2 tRNA genes are annotated in these 511 nt (G+C 54.6%); both read left to right on the plus strand.

The window, feature by feature from the left end:
- The first annotated feature begins 219 nt into the window (after positions 1 to 219).
- Positions 220 to 295: transfer RNA gene (locus ABD997_RS12060), tRNA-Gly, on the plus strand.
- Positions 296 to 424: 129 nt separating this feature from the next.
- Positions 425 to 500 (plus strand) — tRNA-Gly (locus ABD997_RS12065).
- Positions 501 to 511: the final 11 nt, after the last annotated feature.

Raw genomic sequence — 511 nt, forward strand, 5'->3', positions numbered from 1 at the left:
AAGTGGTGAGTGCTCAGTTGGTAGAGCGCAACCTTGAAAAAGGTTGAGGTCACACCCTCGACGAAGATCGGGAACCTCGTGTGCCGCTCCAAATTAAAGTCTTCGTAAGAAGCGGTTCCGGTGTTGAATCGGGATGACAATGCGGCACTGACTCAGTGCGGTTGGAGAGCGCAGCGCAACCTGCCTTGATAACCACTCAGAGTGGGGCGGCGACAAAATGCGGCACTAGCTCAGTTGGTAGAGCGCAACCTTGCCAAGGTTGAGGTCACGAGTTCGAACCTCGTGTGCCGCTCCAAATTCAAGTCTTCGTAAGAAGCGGTTCCGGTGTTGAATCGGGATGACAATGCGGCACTGACTCAGTGCGGTTGGAGAGAGCAGCGCAACCTGCCTTGATAACCCTCAGAGCGGGGCGGCGATAAAAAATGCGGCACTAGCTCAGTTGGTAGAGCGCAACCTTGCCAAGGTTGAGGTCACGAGTTCGAACCTCGTGTGCCGCTCCAAATAGTTGACT

The sequence above is a fragment of the Ferrimonas gelatinilytica genome (genome assembly GCF_039544205.1).
In the GTDB taxonomy this organism is placed as follows: Bacteria; Pseudomonadota; Gammaproteobacteria; order Enterobacterales; family Shewanellaceae; genus Ferrimonas; species Ferrimonas gelatinilytica.